The organism is Legionella jamestowniensis (assembly GCF_001467745.1).
Taxonomy (GTDB): Bacteria; Pseudomonadota; Gammaproteobacteria; order Legionellales; family Legionellaceae; genus Tatlockia; species Tatlockia jamestowniensis.
This window is the reverse complement of the sequence record NZ_LNYG01000008.1, coordinates 87,612-103,615: the sequence shown is the minus strand read 5'-3', so window position 1 is coordinate 103,615 and position 16,004 is coordinate 87,612. Positions and strand designations below refer to the sequence as shown.

The window sequence follows — 16,004 nt, the reverse complement described above, 5'->3', positions numbered from 1 at the left end:
CGTCACAGAGTATTTTTTTATTTACTTCTGTTGTATTCTAATTTGTCTCGGAGACAACTAAATAAGGACATATTATGAACTCAAAATTTATTTTATCAGTAACCTGCAGTGCTATCCTGCTAGCTTCCGGATGCTCATTGAACTCTAACTCAATGAATGATTTCAACAATCCACCTACTAATGTGGTTGTTACACCTGCACAGGCAAAAGTTGATGCTAAAATTTTAGGTGGTTTAATCGTTCTGAACCAAAATGAAATTGCAGCGGCGACAGAAGCACAACGAAAAGCTGCCAATCCAGCTGTTAAAAATTATGCTTCCTGGATGAATAAAGCGCATAGTCAAAATTTACAGGAAACTCAAAACTTAAGCCGCAGAATTGGGGTGGCTCCAGTCAATGGAAATGTTGCTATGATGCTTAAGCAAAAGGGCAGACAAGAGTTAGCGATGCTAAATCGTTTAAACGGTGTTGCTTTTGAAAGGGCCTATATCTCTGCAATGATTAAAGATCATAAAGCTGCATTACAATTGATTGATCACAAGTTACTTAATGAGGCTACAAACCCACTGTTGAGAAGACAACTTGAAATAACCAGAACCCATGTTGCTCATCACCTACAACAAGCTCAGCTTATTCAAAGACAAATCGGGTAATTGGCTTCTCTCCTCTTTTAAGCAGTTAAAAATGGGTTCTTTAAAGAACCCATTTAATCCTTGTCTTCCTTAGTATCCCAACCACATTGTGGCAAACATCAAGACGACCGCCATCCCAAACATAGTGAGGGATTGTAAGTTGCTCTCCTTTGTATCAGATGTCTCACTACGTTCGATATGACGGGCGTCTTGGGAGCATCCTAATCTTCATAGAATATAAGTAGTGCTTAATACCACACTCAATAGATTAAATTTTTACCTCAAAAATTCTTATACTAATAGTAAGGAAATAATCTATAAAACAGTATGAAAAAAACTAATACTTTTATTGCTGATTGCCTTTATAAACTTGCTGACATTTTAGAAGCTGGCGGACATAATCCTTATAGAGCAAGAGCATATCGAAGAGCTGCACGAACACTTACAAATTTAGACAAGGAAGTTACAACACTCCTTCAAACTGATTTTGATATGATGACACTTCCTTGGATAGGCAAGGGTATTGCTTCTACAATTTTATATATTATAAAAACAGGCGAACTCCCCCCAATTAAAGACAAGAATGATAAAGTCTTTAATCAGTTAAACGAGATTCATGGTCTTGGAAAAAAAAGAATAGCCCAACTAGAAAAATTAAATATTTTTACAAAAAAAGAGCTGTTAAATGCAATTGATGCCAAAAAACTCCACCTTTTAAAATGGGTAACACCTCAATTTGAAGAACATTTAAAAAAAGAAATTAATGCGCCAAAATCAAGAAAATTTATTCGTTTACATCATGCTTACCCAATAGTAGAAGTTTTAATTAAAAAATTACAGCAAATTCCAGAAATTATTCGAGTAGAATGTAGTGGCGACTTTCGCAGAAAAAGGGAAATTCTTGACCAAATTGATATACTCGCAGCAACAACAAATTCTTCGCAAATTATTCATCAATTTATTCAATTTAATGAAGTCGTGGATGTAATATCACGCAATGAATATTACATTAGTGTCAACGTATGGACTGGGATTAAAGTTAACTTATTTATTGTCGAAGAAAACCATTTCGGTGCAGCACTACTCTACCATACTGGAAGTAATGAACATTTTACAGCTTTGGCTGAAAGAGCTACTTCGCATCAGTTTCATTTAACGAAAGAGGGAGTTTATAAAAACAGTGAATGTATTGCTAGCAGAAGCGAAAACGAAATCTATCAGCAATTAAAATTATCATTTATAGCCCCTGAGCTTCGGGAAGCGCAAGGAGAAATCGAGGCAGCAAGCCATAATGCATTACCAAAACTGATTACTTTAGACGACATTAAGGGTGACTTACATTCTCATACCAATGAGACTGATGGAAAGGAAAGACTGGAAACTATGGTTAAAGCGGCCATCGACAAAGGCTATGAATATCTTGCTATTACCGATCACTCCAAACGGTTAGCAATAACGAATGGGCTTGATGAGAAACGCTTGTTGAAACAAATTAAAGAAATTGATCGTTTAAATTCCAAACTAGATGATTTCCGGGTTTTAAAATCCATTGAGGTGGATATCTTGGAAGATGGCTCGCTTGATTTATCCAATGAGGTGTTAAAAGAATTGGATATTGTGGTTTGTTCTATCCATTCCCAATTTAAAATACCTAAAGAAAAACAAACAGAACGTATTTTAAGGGCAATGGATAATCCCTACTTTAATATTCTTGGGCATGCTACAGGGCGTCTAATCAAATCAAGACCCCCTTATCCTGTTGATATAAAAAAAATATTTAATGAAGCCAAGGATAGAAATTGTATTGTTGAACTAAATGCTCAACCTTATCGCCTTGATATTAATGACATTTATTGCAAATTAGCGAAAGATATGGGAGTAAAAATTGCCATTTCCAGCGATGCACACAGTATACGCGAATTAAGTTATATGCAATTTGGCATCTTTCAAGCGCGTAGAGGCTGGATTGAGAAAGAAAACGTAATTAATACCTATCATTGGCATGATTTAAAAAAGTTAATTAAAAGGCATTAATCAATAAACACGCTTAGATTTCCGCGCATAAACGTAGACATGTGGTTGTTCTCTTGCGATTAGCCATTTTTTAAACATTTATGCCATAATTAACAATGAAACACACTCGCTGCTAGTAATGAATGGGCGATTAAAATCTAACTCAGTTAAAAAGGAATTATCATGAGCACACTAGGTTTAATATTATTAATAATTATTCTATTAGCAGTCTTGCCGACATGGCCATATAGTAGTGGCTGGGGTTACTACCCTAGTGGATTAGTAGGCTTGATATTAATCATTGTCATTGTCTTAATGTTAACAAGGGCCGGTTAACACATTCGCGCGCAAAAGTTACCTCCTGTAGCTTTTGCGCGGTAAATAGCCTTAAGGATAATGTATGAAAGGAAGCTCGCTATGGGAAAAAATTAGCTCTCAGGACACCAATTACCCTACTCTTTCAAAAAATACTGAAGTAGATGTTGCGATTATTGGTGGGGGGATTACGGGTATCACTGCTGCTGCCATTTTATTACAGGCGGGGAAAAAAGTTGCCCTTTTGGAAGCGCATCGAATTGGCGGAATGACTACGCGTAATTCAACAGGAAATCTGTATATTCCAGTTCAACCTTATTATCACACGATTGTTTCAAATTTTGATTTAGCTACAGCAAAACAAGTAGCTGACTCACGTCAATTTGCCATTGATTATATAGAAAAAAATGTACTTCACTACACTATCGATTGCCAATTTCATCGTCGGCCTTGGTATGCATATACCACTTCTGAGGAAAAACAACCGCTACTGCAGAAAGAGGTCGAAACACTAAAGCAAATTGGTGTAGAAATAGATTACACATCCAACATACCTTTTGATTTGAAATTTAAAAAAGCTGCTGTAGTACCCAATCAAGCTCGTTTTAATCCGCTGCAATATGTCCAAGCATTGGCAAAAGTTTTGGCTGAAAAAGGATGTTTTATCTTCGAAAATACCCAGGTTATTGGAATAAAGGAAACGGACAAATGCCATGTATTGACAAACCAGGCAGAAATATCTGCCGGGGAAGTGTTTATGGCAACACACACACCATTGGATATTAACCCCACACATATGTTCACTGCACCTTATCGTAGCTATGTCGTTGGAGCTTATCTGGAAAATGGTCATTATCCCGAAGGGCATTTATGGAAATTGGACAGTCCTTCTCCTATTTTAAGTACACACGCCTTGAAAGAATCTCACCCCGAAATTCTTCTTATATCCGGCAATCATCATAAAACCGGACAAGGAAAAGATATGAAAAAGCATTTTTCTAAATTGGAAAGTTTTTTGCGTGATCATTTCAAGGTGTCAGAAATAGCATTTCATTGGTCTGCTCAACATTTTCCATCCGCCGATAAACTCCCGTATATCGGGCTTGCAAATCGCTCGACTAAAAATATTTATATGGCTACCGGCTATTTTGCAGACGGCTTAACCTATGGGACTCTGGCAGGTCTGCTTGTTGCTTACCTCATTTTAAATAAAACAAATCCTTTTTCAGCAACCTATAACGCAAATCGTTTTACCCCACTTTCTTCAATTGCTTTCATCACTAAAGAAAACTTAAATGTGTTAACGCAATATGCCAAAGACCTTCCTTTAGGTATTAAAGATAACTTTGAAAACCTGCAAATCGGGGAAGGTAAAATTGTAGAAATTAATCGTGAAAAATGGGCTGTATCGAGAGATAAGTCGAGCAAATTGCAAGCTGTGTCTGCAGTTTGTACCCATATGAAATGTATTGTAAACTGGAATAATGCCGAACAAACCTGGGATTGCCCATGTCATGGTAGCCGTTTTGCACCCAACGGTGAAGTACTTGAAGGGCCTGCAACTTGCAATTTGAAGAAAAAAGAGCTTCCAGGGAAGTAAAATTTAAGGAGATTTCATGTTATTGCTCTTGGCTATCATTTTTTTCAGTTTGGCTGCTATTTTAGGCATTTATCTATTAAGTTATGTATTAACAGAGAAAAACACACCCAAAGGGGTCGCCCTTATTCACGGCGCAGCCGCTAGTGTGGGCTTGGTATTGCTAATTATTTATTCCCTACTTTACCAAACGCCAGTAGCAAGTCTTTTAGTATTTATCTTAGCCGCGTTAGGTGGATTATATCTCTTTTACCGGGATATCACAGGAAAAGAAATTCCTAAATTTTTAGCCATCGGCCATGGTTCTATTGCCGTTATTGGCTTTATTCTTTTACTTATCTTTGCGTTTTACTTTTAGGTCAAAGGATGGAAAATAAAAAAACACCATGTCAATTTCTTTCATGGACTGCTATCTTCTCAGCAGCAATCATCGGCGTCGGATTAAATTTTCTATTGAATTTATTATCACTTGGCCTTGGCATCTCGAGCTTCTCTATTGACATGCAAGGAAAAACAAGTCTTTCTTTTGCAGGATTTATTTGCTTTTGTATTTCATCCATTGTTGCCATGTTTTTTACTGGCTGGTTTGCTGGCAGGCTTTCTCCTCCCTTTCTTCAAGGAAAACTTTGGGGTGCTTTTTATGGTTTTTTAGCCTGGTCATTATTACTGATAATTACAGTCATCCTTATAACTAACATGATTCAATTCCTGGCATTTCATTCCAATTTTACGGCTAATCTGGTGAGTATTAAACTCACCCACAGTTCTCCTATGTTAACAGAAACGACAGCCCATCTTACAAAAAAATCACCGTTGAGTTTTAACATTGAAACAACCCAAAAGGTATTGACATTAAATGCAATGTTAACCTTTATTTTATTTTTTTTAGGCGCTTTATCCAGTTGCATCGGTGGTTTTTTAGGTTATAAGAGTTGCCTAAAAAACAGTACATTGAATGAATGAGTTATTCAATGGACGTATCTTTATATTCTGCGGAAGAATGTGAAAGAATTGCAAGGGAAGCTTCTTTACGCTACGTAAATGATTCTCAACCTGGAATTTCCCGCAAGCGTTCTGGCAAAGGATTCAGTTATTATTATCCAAATGGAAAACGGATCATTGAGCAGAACGAACTGGAACGTATACGCGCGTTAGCGATTCCTCCCGCTTACCATGATGTATGGATTTGTCCTTTTTCTAATGGTCACATCCAAGCGACTGCTCGAGACAATAAAAATCGAAAACAATACCGTTACCATCCTCTTTGGCAAAAAATACGTCAGCAACAGAAATTTTACATGATGCTAGCTTTTGGTAAAGCACTTCCAGTCATAAGAGCGCATATTAATCAAGTGCTTAACAAACCTGCATCGCTAGACAAGTCACAAATTATTTGTGCGATTATTTACTTACTGGATAAATCCTGCATGCGGATTGGAAACACTGTTTATGCTAAAAAAAATAAGTCCTATGGTTTAACAACTTTACGTAAAAAACATCTATCCATTGCAAAAAATCAAGCATCGCTGGATTTTGAAGGCAAAAATTCGACGTTGTGGCATATTGACTTAAAAGATAAAAAAATTGTTAAGGTGCTTAAAAAATGCGAAGAAATACCTGGTTATGAAATATTCAAATATCGCGATGAAAATGGAAGTCTTAAAGTGATAACGTCGCAAGAAATAAATGGTTATTTACAATCTTTAACCAAGCAACCTTTCACCGCCAAAGACTTTCGAACATGGTTTGCCTGCCGGGAAACGTTTTGTCGTTTAATCAATTTAACTAAAAAGAAAGCCAAACCCTCTGCAAAATTACTCAATAAAGTCCTTAAAAAAGTGGCCACCTTATTGGGGCATACGCCCGCTGTTTGTCAAAAAAACTATATCCATCCTCAAATATTACACTGGTGGCAACAGGGATTATTGCACCCATGGGTTATTAAAAATCAAGCACATATTAACGCTTTAGATGAAGATGAATTGCTGCTATATTGGTTAAAAAAACAAAATAATCATTAAATTACAATAAAAAATTATGGGATTCTTCCTAAAAAACAGAAAATACACAGGGGTTATTAATTTATAAAAATTTAGTTCTGCTCTTATTACTGGGTTAATGCCGATTATCCTCTAGAGACGTACGTCATGTCGAACGTAGTGAGCTCCTGATACAAAGGATCCCTCATTACGTTCCGGAATGACGGTCGTTTTTTGATATTTGTCACAGTGTGGTTGGGATACTCAGGAATAGCAAACCTACTCACAAAGAAATTAAATGAAGAAAATAAGCAATATTTTGGCCTTCTTAAAGGAACAGGATTTAATTTTAACTACTGCTGAGTCTTGCACCGCAGGAAGAATTATCCATTTGCTCGCTAAAATTTCAGGAAGCGGCGAATGTCTTGATGCCGGCTATGTGGTTTATTCAGTCGAGGCTAAAAAAAGATTACTTGGCGTAAAACAACAAACCATTGATCGTTTTACTTTAACAAGCGAAGAAGTGGCTAAAGAAATGGTTGAGGGAGCTTTAAAAGATAGTGTGGCCAATGTAGTAGTAGCCACTACAGGCATTGCGGGCCCAGAATCAATTGACGGAATTCCTAAAGGTACCATTTGTTTTGGCTGGGGATTTAAACAGTCAAAACACTTGGTGGTTTATACTGAAACAAAACATTTTAAGGGTAACCGTACACAAGTTTTGGCTAAAGCTGCTCAGTATGCACTTACCCGCATACCAGCGCTGCACAAACAATTAGTTAACAAAAAGAAGGGCTTAAATAATTCTCAATAACAACTCAGAGCTTATTTACCCTACTCTTTTCCTTTAACTTGCCTCATATATCACATTTAACGATATTACATGTCAATGCTATTGTCCTTTTCAAAACCATCATTGCCTTTTTTACCATAATAAAACATATACTTTTTAATTCTAAATTGTAATTAAACCCGTTTACTACGCTTGCGGACAAAAACTAATCATATAATTGACTTGATTAATAGTTTGGCTATTCAGTTTTTGACAAGTAAATGTACTGCTCGCATCATCGTAAGGATAAACATAAGTATTCGAACAGGATTCTTTAAGCCACTCTAACTTAGGTTGTGAAACGATTACCCAGTTGTCTGTTTTTATTCCTTTACAGGACTGGGTTATGGGTGGTGCAGGAACATTAATACCCAGTGTGTTCCAATCCACACAACCACAACAAGCACCGGAAACAGCACCTACAGAATAACAAGAATTCTTAAAGATACCTGTGGAACAACCATACAACTGCGCTTGTGTATATTGACCATCGGGTGAGGCTAGATGCGCACTACAATCAATACTTATCCTACTATCCTCAAAGGAAGCGTCTTTGGCACAAAAAGCATCTGCCGTCCAATAACCTAGCGCTGCTCCGCATACGTTTTTGATGACATGCCCCCCACTCCCAGGGTTAAAAGCCGCCCCACATTGCTTATTTGAAGGGCAATTGGTGTTAAGACATTCATTCTCCATTGCCCCATTTGTATACTTCACCCATCTGTAGGCTTTAATGTCTGGGGGATTAAAACTATTCCAATCACAAGCTGCGGAAGATTTTGTATTAGTGGCAGCTCCAGGGACTCCACAAGTGTAGGGTTTTTGTCGTCCTCCCCAAACACCATTCACAGGGGTCATACTAATTGGGGTAGAAATCCCATTAATGATAGTAACATCGTAGGTGTCAGCATCTGAATTACCTTGAGGTGTATTACTGTACACGAGTGGCAGTGCACCCAACAAAGTAAATTCAGCCGTAGAAACTGGGGCATTAAAACCAGTAGCAACCTTACAAACACCATTATGGCCACTGGTTGCACCTCCATTGCAGTCCCCAGTATCACAAGAAGTACTTGTGCAATTGGTACGCCCAGCCACCCCCCCACTCCATTGGGCGTCAATACCATTATCATAGACCGGGAAAATTACTGTCGCACTACTATTTTTGGCTAATTCATAGGTACCCCCATTGGGTACAGGGTTCTTCCAAAAACAATGGTTAACGCCTCCTCCAACCGCGACACATATTGAGCCCGGGTAACAATCCGAAGAGTGAATCGTGTCTTTGCAACTTTGCAAATCTTTCGCAATGGCAGGTTTAATACTATCAGTTGCTCCACCCGAAACTCCTAACCAAACATTGTAATTGCAATAATTTTTAAACGTAAACGTCCTGAAAGCGGTAGGAATACTTGCTCCGGTCGCAAAGCTAAAAACCATTGGTGCACTGTTCATGCCAGTCCCACGGCCATTCCCATAGGTAAAGGATAAATGATAAGCAGTCTCAGGCAAAGCTGCATGGCTCGGATATTGGATTCCTGTCACTTCAAGAAGTGCATTTACGGTACAAACACCGCTTGGGCCTTGCGGCGGCAAGACACCACGACACGTATTAGTGAGGTTTTTAAGAAGGATACGATTGTTGGGTTTGGCAGAACTGAAAGCAAATTTACTTAAGGTTTGCGATTTACCAGGTAAATTACTGACGATTGTATATTGCAATTGTAATAAGTGATGGGTGGCACCATAACTAATTTTGTATTTTTGTGGATAAGTTGCAATGAATAGAGACGTATTCGCCATTGCCCAAGCGCTAGTAAGAAAAAGACCAATTAAGCTGCCTATTGCGGTAAAAACTTTCATGCTATTTCTTCCCTGTTACATCCATTGATACCCAATACCAAATAGTGCAGTATGTAGTCTGAGATCAATAGGAAGTGGTTGTTGAATGACAAGATCATTGTCATAAGGCCCAGCGTGAATTGTTCCAAAATCAGTAAAATTATAGGAAAATGACACTACCCAATTCGGTGACAACTGTTTTTTAATACCAGCCCCCAAAGAATAAACAAACTGATGGTTCGTGCGACTCGAAAAAATTAAATTTCCATCAAATACACCCGCTTCAACCATAGGTTGCTCCCAATATTGGCTCCGAATAGCACTGGCCCCAATACCCGCTTCCACATAAGGATGAATCGTTTTCCAGAAGGGAAATAATTCTACCTGTCCATTTAACAATAATCGATCTGTTTTTAGTGACAACTGGTACTGATAATTGGCAAATTGAGGCAGACCATAAAGCCATACTACCCCTTCAGGCTCTGTATCAAAGTGAAAATAATTAAGGCCGATAAGAAGGCTACTTATGAGCCAGAAACCGTTTTTTTGATTACAATCCAGCTGCCAACTTAACCCTGCCCCAATGGTTCCTTCATTTTCATTCTTAGTATGTAAACTATCCGCCTCTTCATTTGAGATATGTAAAGTACCTAAATCCACCGCAGTTCTGCTTATACCTCCGTAAAGAGTGACCTGTAACGCATGTGCATGACAGCAAACTAACATTGCTAATGCTAATCCAATCCTTTTGTTCATTTACATCCTTGATTTGAGATAAAGCGGGGTAACCCTTAGACGTTCTAGGAGCTATTTTTCTTGAACCTTTTGAAATTCAGGAAAACTCATCTTTAAACCGACCATGAATAGATTAGCCTGTGGCTTGTATCGTCCACTCACCAACTCCCCCGATAGAGGTTCAACATTTGTCCAACTAACTCCTTCGTACTGGGTAAACTGGTAAGTCAACAAAATTTCAGCATTGGAAGTAAGTGCCGTAGCAACCCCTGCTTTTAGTCCCCAACCAGTAAGCCATTTATCATAATTACCAGTAACCCCCACATTGCCAGCAGTATTACCAGAATTAATTTCAAACTTACTGCTTGAAATGCCAGGACCTACAAAAAAATGCACTTTTTCATTGTAGTAATATTCAGGCAAGGCGAATAGACTAAAACCATACTTTAATTTTTCTTCAGTTTGTGCAGCAGTGGAAAAAAACCAATTATCAATTGTATGGTCAGCTTCCCCAGTAAATAAATCCGCATTGCCTTCAACACTTAAGCCTAGTTGTTCAGTAAATAAGAAAGTATAACCTGCCATTAATTGACCATGGAAACCCGTATATCCACTATTGAAATCTTGGGAAGTTATCAAGAGGTCCCCAAGAGGATAGGTGATTTTCTTGTCAACATTTACAGTATTAACCCCAAGGTTAATACCACCATACCAACTTGCATTAGCATTAAATGACAATAAACTTAGGCCAACAACAAGTACACAATAATTATTCATGTTTAACCTCATTTTATAAAATACTGGGAATGGTGATGACGTTGGAGGTTTCATTGACACCGTTACCCTGCCTCACTAAAGTGACAGAGATATCAACTTTACGAGGAGTAGTAATATTTTTAACTATAAAGCGTTGATTCGCTTCATCTAACACCAATGACGCACCCGATAAACCGTTGAGGATATAGTGAGTAACAAATTGCTTATCCAATCCTGTATAACTAAGGTAGGCCTCTTTTAGATTCATTGGATTACGATCTGCCTGAGTTAAGAATAAGTGAGCGACAATTGAGAAGTTTTTTGTAGAAATTGCAAAGAAGGTACCGCTTGAGGCACGCACCATAATACGGGCCTTCGAGGTAGACAAACTTGGGACAATAACATTTGCAAAGCCAACATTGGGCACGCCACGCACAAGAACATGAGGATAAGTTAGACCTCCATCTGTTGATAAAAGAATATCTACTGAATGGGCATTAATGGGTGCCAGATTCGTATTGGCCACCTGCCATCTCACAGTTCTTAAAACCCCTGCTGGCCAGGTTATTCCGGTGGTGGTAGGATAACTCACTACAAAGGGACCTGCTCGATTGACGGTTACCACTGTAACATTTTTAAAAGCATTACATGAGCCACCCGGCGTATTTGCCCTTACCGTAACTCTAAATTTTAAATTCCGCGATACTGAAGGCAATACTTCCCAGGTAAATGGACCATTATTTGCCAAGGCCTTAAGATTAGGTAAAAAGCGCGAAGCCTGCGCAGTGGGGCTGAAACTTCTAAAGTTAGGCCCTCCTCTGGAGGTACTTTTAGGGGGCTGGGGAGAAACTTCGTTATTCATTTGCTCCCAAGTATAGGTCAATACACTTCCTGCCGCGTTATTCGCTGAAGCAGTCAAAATAAAAGGGGTACTTATAGGGATATAGATGACCTCATTTGTCACTGTAATCTTGGGAGCGGAGGAAACTGGCGTTTTCACCGGACAGGAATGTGAAGCCCCAGAAATAAACGTCCCTATTTCTTGCAGGCTAATGCCATTAAAGTAGGCATCCGAATGAGCCTGCACATTGGGGGGGCAAATACCGGCATACCCCATTATAGTACTACCACTACCAGGTTCCACAGCTGTCGCATCATTGCGTTGACAGTCGTTATTTTGGACGTGATTGGCTCCAAATTGATGCCCTATTTCATGCGCTACATAGTCCACATCAAAAGGATCCCCTACAGGACGCGGTTGTCCGGTAGCGCCTTTGGCTTTTTCAGCCGCATCACATACGCTGCCAACGCTGGCCAAACCACTACCTGCCGAATCAACGACATGGCCAATATCATAATTTGCTGTCCCAATTACATTATCAAGATTGGTTTGATTCTCTTCAGTTAAGGCCTCTGGATTCCCATGGGTATAGGGATCCGTGGAAGGATTTGTATAAATAATAGCAACTTCATTGGCAATCAGTTGCATCGTTATCGCAATGTCTCGTTCATAAATGCCATTAACACGATTCACTGTCGTCACTATAGCCGCAAGCGCCATAGGGACAGTGCCTCCATGAAAAGCCGTGTATTCTGCTGTAGCCGCCATGGCAAGACGATATCTTCTTAGTTCGCAGGAAGCAAAGTTAACGAAATGCTTGACGTGGCTAAAATTATTAACCAGCGGAGTTTGACCAGAGACGCCGCATTTAAATGTTTTTGACGTAGTAAAATGCTTTTGATAATAGACCATATAATATTGTGTATTATCCTTTTCCAGGGGATCAATAAAAATAGTAGCATCAGGCAGCATAATCATGGCATGGAATCCCTGAGGAGTAATATCAAATTTTACAAACTCCTCTTTTTCCCCTACCCCATAAGCATCGAAGGTTTTAATTTCTGGATACTGGGCTGCCAATTCCGGTGCCATGGTGCTATTTTCTAACACCTCATATTGGTGCATTGTCCCATCTGGATGGGGTAATTCGATGAAAAGAGGTGTGCCTGAGGTTAAGCTGTCTCGATGAGGAACCTGCTCTAATTCTGAATAGAGGCGATTGATGTCAATCTCAACAATACGATAATGTTTGGCCTGAATAAGACGCTGGTTGTTTATAGATATTGAGGAAGGATCTACCTCTTTTATCAGTTGTACAACAGGTTGTGCAAGTAGTACTGAAGAACTTAAGAATAGTAAAGCGGTAATAAACGTCCGTATCATTATTGTACTCACATCCAATGTGTTTTTCTCGCCGTTACTATATCAAGCTAAGTCTTTATTCTCAAATAAAAAATTGTAGACAATTAATAAGATAGAGAGAGGGTAAATGGTTTTTACAGTAACACTGTCAAGATTACACAATTGTTTGCGAGTCTATATTTTCTCCTTGCATTTATGTGTATTATTCTGCGCTAATCTGCAGTTATTTTAATAAGAAGGGGTTTTTATGAAGCATCTGGTCAATAATGCCTTACGTACAAAGAATATGATTGAATTGTTGCAAGCAATGGGACTTAACCTGGTTATGAACCAGGTTAACTGTATAGATGAACGTGTCATTTTTAAAGGAGTAACTTCAAAAGAGGCTGACAATCTGATAAAAGATTTACAAGCGCTTTTAGAAAATAATTCCGTGCAACCTGCAATAAATCGTGTAACACTTGCGGAATTAATTATCGATAATATTGCCAATGCAACCTGTTCTGACAGTTCAATGCTCGAAACACATCGCAAATCCTGTCTTGCGGTGTTTAATGTTTTGCAAATGGCAGGCATTGATTATGCAATCGAAGAAGAATACCTTGAAATTCAACTTCCATCTCCCGCCTATGGGCCTTTATTTAGCTCCCTGACTTACAAATATATGAGCATTGAAGAGGGAAAAATAAGGTTCAATATCAAAGAATTTCTCAAAGAGCATAAACAAGAACTTATTTTCATTGATGGAAAGTACCCATTAGTATTAGCCCACTCCAACTTATTTGAAAATAAAAAAATTTTCTATGCACAAAAGAAGTTAGACGAGGAGACCGTGGAAGTTACTCCTTACTTTTTTGTTCCTAACGCGCTTACTCCGCCTACATATCATTTTGTGCTGGATACTAGTGGCAGTATGGAGGGAGAACTACCTAAAGTACAAAAGAGCGTCATTCAATTCGCTGAGGCCTTGTTTCAATTTCAACCCCAAGCTGTCGTTCATGTTACGCAATTTGCTAACAATACAAAAAAATTGGGCAGTTACCGAAAAGATAATTTTGAGCAGCTAAGTAGTGAGGTGAATAGTTTAAAAGCTTACGGAGGGACTGAACTTTTTACAACCGCCCTCAAACAATTGTCTTTTATAATGCAATCAACGCAACACAATAATGTATTGTTATTCACTGATGGCCAAGATGAAGGATTGAATCAAAATTACAGCCTGGAAGCATTGGAAAAAATGATCGCAACCTTGCAGCAAGGCTCCCCTTTAATTCCTGCCCGAAATAAATTTTTCATTATCAGTTACCACACCTCTCAACCTGAGATTTTGGCGCAACTGGCTAAAGCATTTAATTCTCCAATTATAGAGACAGATACGCCTGATTTTGCGGCGGCTTTGTCTGAAAAAGGTAAATTGCAAGAATGGGCCGCAGCCAGAGAATTGTTTACTTGTCGGCTCGATATTACTGGCAAATCTAGTGCAGAGACTAAGTCAGAAGAATATGTTTGTTCGTATGATATGTCTGGTCAATTTACTCCTTTAGCACCGAAACAGTGTAAGAATAATGAAACGCTGCATTTAACCATCACAGATGGTCATGGGCAAACGTTATTGGACGATAAAAAGTCACTTACCAAAAATACAGTCGTCTCAACTTTGTTGCCTGGTACAGTAGATGCAGCACTGCAACATGGTATGTTTACACCTCTAAGTCCTACCCAGGTTGCACACACATCAACCACTCCTACTCTGCTTTAATTAGGCCCCCTGGTTGGCGCGTTTGTGCCAACCAGGTATATATTGAAATTATCTTTCCTTATGCTGCATTCGTCGCGGCGCAAATTTAAAAGAGATATTGACCTCTAAGAAAACCGCCACTCCTACACAGAGATAAACCATCCAGCTAAAGGAATGAACTGATTATTTTTCAAACGTTATAACAAATATCTGCTAAATTATAATTATCGCTTTTATTTCTGCCTATTAGTATGCCTCACCCTGAATTATCACAGTCTGCAAAAAGACACATAGCTATGCCCATATTGGCATCGTTAGAGCCTAGGCTTGCAGATGGCGGAAAAATTAATCTCGCTAATTGGCGAGTTACGGATAATAGCCTGCTTTCTCCTACTTTCGATGTGACAACTGCAATTAGTGTAATGAATCAACTAAAAGAAAAATTAGGTCTCCAAAATACAGAGGGAATGAGCTTTCATGCAAGCCAAAGCGAAGGGGGAAAATTGCGTATCGTGATACCCGATGAAATTATTAACAAAAAAATTTTTAATGCAGATGCGTTAGTTCCTCTTCTAAAAGATGAGGTGTTACCTCAAATATTTCCTCAAATGTCTGGTGAGAAAAGCTCCTTTGAATTCGATGCGTTTAGCTCGGCTGTGATAACTGGGGATGTCATTTCTTCTTCCCAGAAACAATTTAACGAGAGACTTAAAGACATCTTTACCTACCCCAATGAATGGCAAGAGGTGTCCAAATTCTTATCCGTATACAATAAGCATTCCACGAGATCGTATGTTTATGATTCAAACATTGATGGATGTGGCTTGAGAGTCACTGATCCAAACTCACTCATCAATGCCAGTCCTAGCTTGCAAATTGCTGTGGGTGAAGCCTTCGCCGCTAAGTTTAAATTGGATCAACAAAAGTCAATGACGCTATACAATTCTTCGTGGGAGAATCTCACCCCCGCTAAGGACTTCCACAGAGCCATCCTCTTCTCTGAGGGGCGTTTAGCAACTCAAATACCTTTCAAGGAAATGTTCTATGATTCAAAAAACGATCTTTATCATTTTTATTTTACTCAACCACGCGCTACGAATTTTAGTAACAATTTGAGTAAAAATTTGAATCAACAACCCTTCTCCATGCAATCAGGCCAGGACAAGGAAGGCAATCCAATCACAATAGTTTCACTAACGTCTAACCAGTATTCCCAACTTCAGGCTAGTAATTCCTCACTACCCAGGCCTCAGTCAGAAAAACATCAACTGAAAGAATCTCAAAGCACCCCAAAAATTGACACTCCAAAGTCAATGACACAACACGATTCTTCGTGGGAAAATCTCACCCCCGCTAAGGATC

Annotated in this window: 14 protein-coding genes; 10 read left to right on the top strand and 4 right to left on the bottom strand. The window is 38.8% G+C overall.

Annotated features, from left to right (window positions below; all coding sequences use genetic code 11):
• The first annotated feature begins 74 nt into the window (after positions 1-74).
• The 8 genes from Ljam_RS02480 to Ljam_RS02445 all read left to right on the top strand — a co-directional run bounded on the left by Ljam_RS02480 (position 75) and on the right by Ljam_RS02445 (position 7,350).
• Positions 75-653, top strand: coding sequence for a DUF4142 domain-containing protein (locus Ljam_RS02480; protein ID WP_058448555.1), 579 nt, complete (start codon positions 75-77; stop codon positions 651-653).
• Positions 654-959: 306 nt separating this feature from the next.
• Positions 960-2,666, top strand: a complete 1,707-nt coding sequence (polX, locus tag Ljam_RS02475) for a DNA polymerase/3'-5' exonuclease PolX (protein ID WP_058448554.1) — start codon at positions 960-962, stop codon at positions 2,664-2,666.
• Between the two features lie 162 nt (positions 2,667-2,828).
• Complete coding sequence (locus Ljam_RS14855; protein WP_074881669.1) at positions 2,829-2,981, top strand: DUF3309 family protein; 153 nt, start codon at positions 2,829-2,831, stop codon at positions 2,979-2,981.
• A gap of 64 nt (positions 2,982-3,045) precedes the next feature.
• The gene (locus Ljam_RS02470) at positions 3,046-4,560 is read left to right on the top strand and encodes an FAD-dependent oxidoreductase (RefSeq protein WP_058448553.1); all 1,515 of its coding nucleotides are present in this window, start codon (positions 3,046-3,048) and stop codon (positions 4,558-4,560) included.
• A gap of 16 nt (positions 4,561-4,576) precedes the next feature.
• On the top strand, positions 4,577-4,915 hold the full coding sequence (locus Ljam_RS02465; RefSeq protein WP_058448552.1) for a hypothetical protein: 339 nt from the start codon (positions 4,577-4,579) through the stop codon (positions 4,913-4,915).
• Between the two features lie 8 nt (positions 4,916-4,923).
• A complete protein-coding gene (locus tag Ljam_RS02455; RefSeq protein ID WP_131762298.1) occupies positions 4,924-5,520 on the top strand; it encodes a hypothetical protein in 597 nt (198 codons plus the stop codon).
• Between the two features lie 8 nt (positions 5,521-5,528).
• A complete protein-coding gene (locus Ljam_RS02450) occupies positions 5,529-6,578 on the top strand; it encodes a DNA topoisomerase IB (RefSeq protein WP_082651558.1) in 1,050 nt (349 codons plus the stop codon).
• Positions 6,579-6,834: 256 nt separating this feature from the next.
• Positions 6,835-7,350, top strand: coding sequence for a CinA family protein (locus Ljam_RS02445; protein ID WP_058448549.1), 516 nt, complete (start codon positions 6,835-6,837; stop codon positions 7,348-7,350).
• Between the two features lie 165 nt (positions 7,351-7,515).
• Here Ljam_RS02445 and Ljam_RS02440 read toward each other — a convergent pair whose 3' ends face one another.
• The 4 genes from Ljam_RS02440 to Ljam_RS02425 are packed head-to-tail and all read right to left on the bottom strand — an operon-like array spanning position 7,516 to position 12,925.
• A complete protein-coding gene (locus Ljam_RS02440) occupies positions 7,516-9,231 on the bottom strand; it encodes a thaumatin family protein (protein ID WP_058448548.1) in 1,716 nt (571 codons plus the stop codon).
• A gap of 15 nt (positions 9,232-9,246) precedes the next feature.
• Complete coding sequence (locus tag Ljam_RS02435) at positions 9,247-9,966, bottom strand: outer membrane protein (RefSeq protein WP_058448547.1); 720 nt, start codon at positions 9,964-9,966, stop codon at positions 9,247-9,249.
• A gap of 51 nt (positions 9,967-10,017) precedes the next feature.
• Positions 10,018-10,722, bottom strand: a complete 705-nt coding sequence (locus Ljam_RS14745; protein WP_065235510.1) for an outer membrane protein — start codon at positions 10,720-10,722, stop codon at positions 10,018-10,020.
• Positions 10,723-10,735: 13 nt separating this feature from the next.
• Positions 10,736-12,925 (bottom strand): reprolysin-like metallopeptidase, encoded by a 2,190-nt coding sequence (locus Ljam_RS02425; protein WP_058448546.1) that lies wholly within the window; start codon positions 12,923-12,925, stop codon positions 10,736-10,738.
• Between the two features lie 226 nt (positions 12,926-13,151).
• Here Ljam_RS02425 and Ljam_RS02420 point away from each other — a divergent pair, with 226 nt between their 5' ends.
• A complete protein-coding gene (locus Ljam_RS02420; protein WP_058448545.1) occupies positions 13,152-14,663 on the top strand; it encodes a VWA domain-containing protein in 1,512 nt (503 codons plus the stop codon).
• A 275-nt stretch (positions 14,664-14,938) separates the two neighbouring features.
• A partial coding sequence (locus Ljam_RS02415; RefSeq protein ID WP_193786978.1) for a hypothetical protein occupies positions 14,939-16,004 on the top strand: 1,066 nt, incomplete at its 3' end.